Genomic DNA, 9,113 nt, shown 5'->3' with positions numbered 1-9,113 from the left:
CCCCCCCCCCCCCCCCACGAAGGAGAAGCAGATGTCGACAACAACCGGCCGAGGGAGGCGTGCGATGGCGAAGCGCAGGTTCTTCCTGCTGCCCGTCGCTATCGCCGCGCTGCTGGCCCTGGTCACGAGCGGCACGGCGGCCGGCAGTGACCCCGGCGGGAACGCGCCGCGCGCGGAAACCGGAACCGCAGCGGTGACCGCCGGATGCGGCAAGGCCCCCACCCTGCGGGACGGTACCCATACGATCCGGAGTGGTGGACAGGACCGCACCTTCATCCTGGACATCCCCGATAATTACGACAATACCCGTCCGTACCGGCTGGTCCTCGGCTTCCACTGGTGGCACGGCACCGCACAGGACGTCGCCACGGGCCAGACCGTGGAACGCGGCACCTGGGCCTACTACGGACTCCAGCGTCTGGCCGGTGACAGCACCATCTTCGTCGCACCCCAGGGCATCGACAACGCCTGGCCGGACACCGGCGGCCGGGACGTGAGCTTCGTCGACGACATACGCGGTGTCATCGAGCAGGATCTCTGTGTCGACACGTCGCAGCGCTTCGCCCTCGGCTTCAGCTACGGCGGATCCATGAGCTTCGCGCTCGCGTGTGCCCGGCCGGACGTGTTCCGCGCCGTCGCGGCGTACGGAGCCCCCGGGCAGGTCAGCGGGTGCAGCGGAGGCACCCGGCCGGTCGCCTACTTCGCGGCGCACGGCGTCAGCGACGACGTCGCCACCATTGCCAACGGAAGGTCACTGCGCGACAGGTTCGTGCAGAACAACGGCTGCACGCCCCAGAACGCTCCGGAGCCCGCCCGGGGCAGCCTGACCCATGTCACCACCACCTACTCGGGATGCTCGGACGGGCACCCGGTGGTGTGGGCGGCGTTCGACGGGGGCCACATCCCCGCGCCCCAGGACGGGGCCCCGGGGAACAGCGGCTCCCGCACCTGGCTCCCCGCGGAGACCTGGGCCTTCTTCACCCAGTTCGCCGGTGACCCCGGTGACCCGGGCGACCCCGGTGACCCCGGTGACCCGGGTGACCCGGGCGACCCCGGCACCTGCGCCGTGGGGTACCGGGTCGTGGGCGACTGGGGCAACGGTTTCCAGGGAGAGATCGCCATCCGCAACACCGGCACCTCCGCCGTCAGCGACTGGACCCTGGCCTTCACGTTCAGCGGCGGCCAGACCATCACCCAGATGTGGGGCGGGACGCCCACCTCGAACGGGGGCACGGTCAGTGTCGTCCCGGTGGACTACACGCGCACCATCCCGGCCGGCGGCTCCGTCACCGTCGGCTTCATCGGCACGACGGGCGGCGGCAACCCCGCCCCGTCCGGGTTCACACTCAACGGCAGCCCCTGCACCTCCGCGTGACGGACACGCCGGCAACCGGCCCTCGCAAGGGGGCCGGCTGCCGGCCCGGAGGACGCGGGCGGGGCATGAGGCAGGGGCTGGCAGCCGTGTGTCCCCGGCCGCTCGCGCGGAGCTGACCGGCCAGGGGGAGCGCCCGCGGGTTCAGTGAGTGCGGCCCCGGGGCTTGAGGGGGAGACCGGGCAGAGCCGGGGCGGCCAGGGGCGGGCAGTAGCCGCCCTCGACAGTGCCGAAGCGGCGGCCCTCCTCCCAGTCGGCGCGGGCGGCGATGATGTCGTCGGCCGTCCGCCCCACGAAGTTCCACCACATCAGGATCGGCTCCTCGAACGGTTCGCCGCCGATCAGGATGGCCCGGGCCGGCTCGCGCACCTCCAGGTGGAGTTCGTCGCGCCCCTCGCCGAGATAGCCGAGCCTGCCGGGGCGAAGGGTCCTGCCGTGCACGGTGACGGCCCCTTCCAGCACGATCAGGCCGTACTCGAAGCCTGAGCGCAGCGGCACGGTGGCGGAGGTCCGGAGGTCGAGTTCGGCACCGGTCAGCGGGGTGTCGTGGCGGGCCGGGCTGACGATGCCGGCGAACTCCCCGACCAGCACGGTCGCAGCGCCCGCACCCGCGTCGAGATCGGTGCGCGGCAGCTCGGCGTGGTGCTCGAAGGCGGCGGGGCCGCGCCGGGTGGCGTCGGGGAGGGCGATCCACAGCTGGATGCCCTCCAGGGTGCCGCGGTAGTGGCCGGTGGCCTCCTCGGCGTGGGAGACGCCGTCGCCGGAGGTCATCAGGTTGAGCTGGCCGGGCTTGATGACCTGCTCGGAGCCGACGCTGTCACGGTGGAGCACCTGCCCGTCGGTGAGCCAGGTGACGGTCTGCAGACCGATGTGGGGGTGGGGGCCGATGTCCAGTCCGCTGTTCTCGGTGACATCGGCCGGGCCCATGTGGTCGGCGAAGCACCAGGCGCCGATCAGGCGCCGCCCGCGGCGCGGCAGCGCGCGGCGCACCCGGAAGCGTCCCACCGTGGCTTCCCGGCTGTCGCTCACCTCCACGCACGGCGCGGTGGGATGACCGGTATCGGTCTCTCCGGGGGGCGCGTCGATCGTGCTGACCGGTCCGCTCATCAGGATCTCCTCGTTTCCGTCTCTGCGCAGGCACACCGGCGGTGGCCTCCCGCGCCTCGGGCCCGGCGTCCGGCCCGGACGCCGTTTCCGTCGCGACGGGGGAGTGCAGGTACCCGGCTGCGTGCCCGGCTAAAGGCACGGGGAGCCGCACCGCCCGTCCGGGCGCCCGCACGCGGGGGCGCGCCTGCCGCACGTCGTGGTGAGGCAGGCGCGCCGGGCCATGGGGGGTTCCGTCGCGTGCCCGTGTCAGCCGGTGGCGAGACCGGCCTTGAGGGCAGAGGTGATCTTCACGACGCGCTCGGCCTGGACGCGCGCGGCGGTGCGGGTGGTGTCGTCGACGGGGTTTTGTCCCTGGGCGTCGATGTGGGAGGTGCCGTAGGGGTTGCCGTCGGCGAACTTGGACGGGTCGGTGTAGCCGGGGGCCACCAGGATGCCGCCGAAGTGGTGGACGGTGTTGTACAGCGCCAGCAGGGTGGACTCCTGGCCGCCGTGGGCGGTGGCCGAGGAGGTGAAGCCGCTGTAGACCTTGTCGGCGAGGCGGCCCTCGGCCCACAGGCCACCGAGGGTGTCGATGAACTGCTTCAGCTGGCTGGCGATGTTGCCGTAGCGGGTGGGTGAGCCGAAGATCACCGCATCTGCCCACTCCATGTCCTCCGGGGTTGCCTCCGGGATGTCGGCCGTGGCGGCGGCGTTCGCGGCCCAGGCCGGGTTGGAGTCGATCGCCGCCTGCGGGGCGAGCTCGGCGGCCTTGAGGAGGCGGACCTCGGCGCCGGCCTTCGCCGCGGCCTGGCTGATCTCCTTGGCCATCTCGGCGATGGTGCCGGTGGAGGAGTAGTAGATGACGGCGATCTTGACGTTGGTGCTCACGGCTGCTGTCTCCGATGCGGTAGGTGCCGCAGGTTCTGGTTGAACGTTCAACCAATTGCCCGGCACGCTTATTCCCTGTGTGCGGGAGGGGGGTTCGGGTTCTAGTATAACGTTCAACCATTTCTGGTGCGTCCCGACTCTCCCCACCGGCGACGGCCCCCGCCTGGCGGACTGGACGAGGACGCAGGGTCCATCTCTCCGGGACGCCGCATCGGACAGCGGATCCGAGCCCTCTTCTCCGCGAAACACGAGGGCCCGGGCCGGTGCCCTGCGCACGCGCCGCTGCCTGTGCGTGGCCGGGCGGCCTCCCGGGTGCCACGCTGAGCTACCGGGGGCGGACAGTAAGGTGGGCTGACCGGCAGGCGTGGGGACGGCCCGCCCTTCGGCGCGCGCCTTTGGCAGCAGGGGGACCTCTTGGACATCCGGCTTCTCGGTCCGCTCGACGTCTCCGCGGACGACGGCACGCCGTTCCCGGTGAGTGCGCCGATGCTCCGCGCCACCCTGGCCGCGCTAGCCCTTCGGCCCGGCCAGGTGGTGCCCGCCGAGGAACTGGCCTGTCGGCTGTGGGGCGACCCGGCGCCCGTCAGCGCCCGCACCACGCTGCGCAACTACGTCATGCGGCTGCGCAAGGCGGTACCGGTGGCCCCGCTCGTCACCGCCTCCGGCGGATACCGGCTGGACGCCGGGCAGGAGGAGACCGACATCGGCCGGTTCCGCGCGGCCCTCCAGCGCTCGCGCGAACTGGCGCCCCGGGCACCGGCGGACGCGGCGCGGGTGCTCGACAGCGCGATGCGGCTGTGGCGCGGGACGCCACTGTCGGACGTCGCCGACTGCCCGCTGCGCGCCGCCGAGCAGCCCCGGCTGGAGGAACTGCGGCTGTCGGCCATCGAGGAGCTCTTCGAGCTCAAGCTGGCGCTGGGGGCGCACGCGGCGGTCGCCGGTGAACTGTCGGCCACCGCCCACGAGCATCCGCTGCGGGAAGGATTCACCCGGCAGCTGATGCTCGCCCTGCACCGCTGCGGGCGCACCGCGGAGGCTCTGGCGGCATACCGGGCGGCGCGCGACACCCTGGTCGGGGAGCTGGGCATCGAACCGGGCAGCGAGCTGCGCGCCCTGGAACAGGCGATCCTGCGCGATGATCCCCGGCTGGCCGCACCCNTGCCGCGGACCGGCCCGGCGGGCGGCGTCCGGACGCTGACCCGGACGCGAGCGCCCCTCAGGAGGGCTTGCCGCACGGCGCCCGCGACGACCGGTGGGCGGAGCCCGCCGCGCTCCCCGGATTTCCGCCCGCCATCGGCACGTTCGTCGCTCGCGCGGCGGAGCTCGCCCGCGTCCGCGACTGGCTCGGTGGTGCGGGCACGGCTCCGGTGGTGTGCCTGCTGGACGGCCCCGGCGGAGTTGGCAAGTCGACACTCGCGGTGCGTGCCGCGCATGACGCCGCCGACCGTTTCCCGGACGGCCTGCTCTACGCCGACCTGCGCGGGGCGGACCCTGGCAGCCCACCCCTGGAGACGGCCGACGCGCTCCGCCTGCTGCTGAGCGCCCTGGGCCTCCCCCGCCAGGACATACCCCGCGACCCGCCCCGGGCCGCCGCCGTGTACCGCGAACGCCTGCGCGGCAGGAAGGTCCTGGTGCTGCTCGACAACGCCCTGGACTCCGCGCAGGTCCGCGACCTGCTGCCCACGGAGGCCGGCTCGGCCGCCCTGGTCACCGGCCGCACGGTGCTCACCGGCCTCGGCGGCGCCCATCACCTGCACATCGGGACACTGGCTCCCGCCGAGTCGATCGCCCTGGTGCGCACGGTGGCCCCGGGCTCCGCCGAGCGCGGATCGCGCGAGGAGTGGGAGGAACTGGCCGCGCTGTGCGGCCACCTGCCGCTGGCCTTGCGGATCCTCGCCCACCGGATGGCGTCCCGCCCGCAGTGGCGCGTCGCCGACTGGAACGCCGTGCTGCGCGACGAGCGGAGCAGGATGGACGAACTCACGGCCCCGGACGTGGACCTGCGGGCCAGTCTCACGGTGACCATCGACCAGCTGGCGGCCGGCGCCGACCCGGCCGGCCGGCTGGCCGCCGCCATGTTCCCGCTGCTGGGGGCGGCGACCGTGCGGTCCTACAGCCCTGATTCCGCAGCGGCGGTGACCGGCTGCACACCACGAGAGGCCGCCCACGCCCTGGAACGCCTGACGGACGCCCAGCTCACCACAAGTCCCCGGCCGGGAACCTACACACTGCACGACCTGGTGCGGGCAGCCGCCGCCCGGCAGGCGTCCCGGCTTCCCGAACCCCGCACCAACGGCCGGGTGGCGGACCTGGCCCGCTGGTACCTGGGGTCGATGTACCGGGTGAACGAGCCGCTGGCCGTACCCGAGTGCTTCCGCAGCCGCTCCCGCGAAGGCATCGCCCGCTTCCCGCAGGGTCGTTCCTTCACCGACGGCGAGGAGGCCCTGCGGTGGGCGGACGACGCCGTGGACGACGTCGTCCTGCTGGCCGCGCAGCTGTCCGACCCCCGCTACGACACCGGCGACGAGCTGGCCGGGAAGCCGCTGTCGTCCTTCGCGCCGGAGAGCATCTGGGCGCTGGACACCTACTTCGGCAGGCGGCTGAGCTGGCACGCCCAGCAGCGGCTGTGCGATCTCGCCCTCACGGTGGGCCGTCGGCGCGGCGACGTCTTCGCCCGGGCGGTGGCCCTGGGCATGACGGGCAAGTCCCTCGGACAACAGGGTGAGGGCCTGCGGGGGGCGAAACTGCTGGAGGAGGCCGTGGAGCTGTACCGCTCCCTCGGGGAACCGCTGCAGGCCGTAAGGCAGTTGCACAACATCGTGCCGTGCCTGGGGTCGGCCGGGAAGCTGACCGAGGCCGTGGACGTGGCCGGACAGGCCCTGGCCGAGGCAGAGTCCCTGGGCTTCGAGGAGATCCGGGTCAGCATCGTCAACAACCTCGCGCGCTGCCACCTGCTGCTGGGCGGCCTGGAGACGGCGCACCGGCTGCTGACCGGCAACTACGCGGCCACCGCCCACCTGCCCTACGAGCACACCAAGGCCGCCGGTGTGCTGGCCGAATACCACCTGGCCCGCAAGGAGTTCGAGGAGGCCGCGCACTGGGCGCGGCGGAGCCTGGAACACGCCGCGGAGCAGCCCTTCGACCCCTACACCGTCGCCGAGCAGCGGATGTCGCTGGCGGCGGCCTGGCGCGGCCTGGGCCGCGAGGAGCGGGCCCGGGCGGAGGAGACGGCGGCCCGGGCGATCCTGGAGGACTTCGACCACCGCGAGCGCACCCGGCGGCGCGCACACGGCACGGGCGGCGGCGGGCGCTGATACGGGCCGCCCGCCCGGCGCTACGCGACCGATACGCCGCCGCTACCCCCTTCTCCTACCGTGACCGGTGAGGGCGGCAGCCCAGCGCTGCGGTGCGGGGGCAGGCTCCGGCACGGCCTCAGCCGGGAGAACGAGGGGAACCATGAGCACGGACGAGATCAAACTCAGCCCGGAGGAGCTCGAAAGGGTCCAGGGCATCATCGGCCAGGCCTACACCGACATGGAGGAGGTCGCGCTCGGCATCGGGGGGCACAGCGGCAGCGTCATGTCGGCCTACCGGGGGTCGGGTTCGGCCCGGGCGATGGAGACCTACGAGGACCTGGGCCGGGCCGGGCGGGCGCTGGCCGACGCGCTCGACGGTCTCTCGCGGGATGTGGGGCTGACCTCGCAGACCGGTCGTGAGACCGACATCGAGGCCCAGGCGGCCGTCAACCGGGCCGGCACCGGCGCCGCGGCACCGGCGGACCTGGGCATCGCGCAGGCCATCTGAGGGGTCGGCGGCGGTTGCGCAGCCGGGCTCCGTCACCGGGACGGAGCGGACGAGAAGCGAGGGGATCATGTCCGACGGAACCATCCGGTTCGGCAACGAGGCACTGGGGGCCATCCAGAGCTCCACCAGCGGTCAGCAGGAGGCCTACCGCGACATCTGGGACAGCGTCCACACCCAACTGCTGGCCCTGGTGGAGCAGGGCCAGGTGGACGCGGCCATCGGGGAGGCGCTCAGCGAGCGGGACGCCCAGTTCCGACGGGAGTCCGGGGCGTTCGACGAGAGCGTGACCGGGCAGAACAACGCGATGGGGGCCGTCCAGAGCATCGGCAACGAAGGCGGGGCCGCCATGGTGCGCGCCGCCCGCGGCGCCTGACACGGGTGGCGGGCCCGAGGGGGAGAGATGAGCGAGGACGGCGACGTCCTGATGAACACCGGCGCGCTGGACGACGCCGGGAGCGGCCTGGAGGACCGTGACGGGCTGAACGTCATGAAGCAGGCGATCGCGCGGATCGCCTCCGACCGGTCGATGTTCGGAGACGTGCCGAACGCGGAGGCGGCCTCGGCGGCCCTGGAGTCGGCCGCGCTGACCCTGCTCACCGAGCTGGAGCGTGCGGGGGTCGGCGTGCGGGACATCGCGGCCGGTGCCCACACCGCGTCGGGCATCGCCGTCGATGCCGACGGGGAGGCCAGAGGGGCGCTGACGGCCGGCGGCTACGACCCGTTCCTGTCGTTCGAGGCGCGCCTGAACGACCAGCCGGGCCCCTATGTCCACCCCGGGGCCGGGGACTGAACAGCCCGGCCCACGGGGCGGGGGGAGAAGGACGCACGAACATGTCCGCGACGGACGACGAGTTCACCGAGACGATTCGGAAGATCATCAGTGCTCAGCATTTCCGGATGGCCGCGGCGGCGGGCGCCTGGCTGCTGATGGTGCGGGCCGCCCACGGCGAGAGCGGCGCTCTGGGGGGAGTCGCCGCCAACGTCGAGGCGGAGCGCGGGGTGGGGCTGCTGGAGCTGGCCGACCGGATCGAGGAGGCGAGGGGCTGGACGGAGGGCGCGGGCGCGGTCGCGCAGCAGATCGCCGAGCAACTGGTGCGTGCCGCCTCGAAGTCGGCACAGTCCTCCGAGACGGCCGAGGAGCTCAGGGGCCGCTACCACGAGGTCAGGGGGGACGTCGCGGAGCGGATGGCGGTGCTGGACGGGCCGGTGGCGCTGAGCGTCGCGGACAACGGTGAGATCGCCAAACGGCGGCTGCTCGAGGAGGCCCGCGAGACGCTCGAGGCGCTGGGGGAGGAGTTCGCCCTGGTCATCGGAGGGGACGCGCCCGCCGCAACGGGGGGCGGCGGGGGCGGGGCGTCCGGGGGCGGCTTCGTCGCCGCCCCGGCCGCCGGCGGCCGAGGGGTTGCGCCGGTGGCCGGGGGCGGGGCCGTGGCGACGGCGGGCTTCGTGGCCCCCAACGGCAGTCTGGTAGGGCCCGGCGACTACCCGTACGGGCATGTACTGGGCCCGGAGCAGGGGGACTTCGCCGGCTGGGTGGTCAGCCCCAACACGGGCTTCCTGACAGACCCGGCCACCGGCAGGGAGTTCGATCCGGTGACAGGGCGCTGGATCGATCCGGTCACCGGCCGCCCGTTCGGGGAGGTCACCGAGTACGCGAGCAGGCTGTCCGGCCTGGGCGCCGGCCCGGGGGCGGTGGCCGGTATCGCGGGCGGCGCCGTCGTCGGTGCCGGCGGCGGGCTGGCCGGGCTCTACGGGGGCGTGATGCCGCCGAGCGTGCAGCACGCCGGCCCGGCGCGCGGCCAGATGATGCAGCAGGCCACGCGCAATCTCGGCCACCGGGCCGGTGTCGCCACCCGGTTCGCGCTGAACGAGGCGGCCCAGGGCGGCCGTCCGTTCACTCCGCCGCCCGGGTCCTCCGCCGACGGCCGGCGCACCGGGGCCGGTGCCCAGCCCGGCCGCGGCG

The 9,113-nt window shown here is 73.7% G+C and carries 8 protein-coding genes and 1 pseudogene; 7 read left to right on the top strand and 2 right to left on the bottom strand.

The window, feature by feature from the left end:
• Positions 1-64 precede the first annotated feature (64 nt).
• Positions 65-1,375, top strand: coding sequence for a CE1 family esterase (locus ABD299_RS17055; RefSeq protein WP_344263303.1), 1,311 nt, complete (start codon positions 65-67; stop codon positions 1,373-1,375).
• A gap of 141 nt (positions 1,376-1,516) precedes the next feature.
• Here the strand turns inward: ABD299_RS17055 and ABD299_RS17050 are convergent, their stop codons facing one another.
• Both ABD299_RS17050 and wrbA read right to left on the bottom strand, forming a co-directional pair.
• Positions 1,517-2,479 carry a pirin family protein gene (locus ABD299_RS17050; protein ID WP_344263301.1) on the bottom strand — a complete coding sequence of 321 codons (963 nt, stop codon included), beginning with the start codon at positions 2,477-2,479 and terminating at the stop codon, positions 1,517-1,519.
• A gap of 246 nt (positions 2,480-2,725) precedes the next feature.
• Positions 2,726-3,346, bottom strand: a complete 621-nt coding sequence (gene wrbA / locus ABD299_RS17045) for an NAD(P)H:quinone oxidoreductase (RefSeq protein WP_344263299.1) — start codon at positions 3,344-3,346, stop codon at positions 2,726-2,728.
• Positions 3,347-3,832: 486 nt separating this feature from the next.
• Between wrbA and ABD299_RS17040 the strand changes: the two are divergent.
• From ABD299_RS17040 to ABD299_RS17015, 6 genes and pseudogenes are all read left to right on the top strand, one after another.
• A pseudogene (locus ABD299_RS17040) lies at positions 3,833-4,417 on the top strand (AfsR/SARP family transcriptional regulator); the annotation flags it as partial.
• A 347-nt stretch (positions 4,418-4,764) separates the two neighbouring features.
• Positions 4,765-6,660 carry a tetratricopeptide repeat protein gene (locus ABD299_RS17035; protein ID WP_486388914.1) on the top strand — a complete coding sequence of 632 codons (1,896 nt, stop codon included), beginning with the start codon at positions 4,765-4,767 and terminating at the stop codon, positions 6,658-6,660.
• 142 nt (positions 6,661-6,802) lie between these two features.
• A complete protein-coding gene (locus ABD299_RS17030) occupies positions 6,803-7,150 on the top strand; it encodes a WXG100 family type VII secretion target (protein WP_344263295.1) in 348 nt (115 codons plus the stop codon).
• A gap of 67 nt (positions 7,151-7,217) precedes the next feature.
• Positions 7,218-7,523: a hypothetical protein gene (locus ABD299_RS17025; protein WP_344263293.1), complete on the top strand. Its 306-nt coding sequence runs from the start codon at positions 7,218-7,220 to the stop codon at positions 7,521-7,523.
• Positions 7,524-7,550: 27 nt separating this feature from the next.
• Positions 7,551-7,940, top strand: coding sequence for a hypothetical protein (locus tag ABD299_RS17020; RefSeq protein WP_344263291.1), 390 nt, complete (start codon positions 7,551-7,553; stop codon positions 7,938-7,940).
• A 41-nt stretch (positions 7,941-7,981) separates the two neighbouring features.
• A partial coding sequence (locus ABD299_RS17015; protein ID WP_344263289.1) for a hypothetical protein occupies positions 7,982-9,113 on the top strand: 1,132 nt, incomplete at its 3' end.

Source organism: Streptomyces sodiiphilus (genome assembly GCF_039529215.1).
GTDB classification, from domain to species: Bacteria; Actinomycetota; Actinomycetes; order Streptomycetales; family Streptomycetaceae; genus Streptomyces; species Streptomyces sodiiphilus.
Note: the sequence above shows the minus strand (reverse complement) of the source record. Positions and strands in the feature narration are given on the sequence as shown.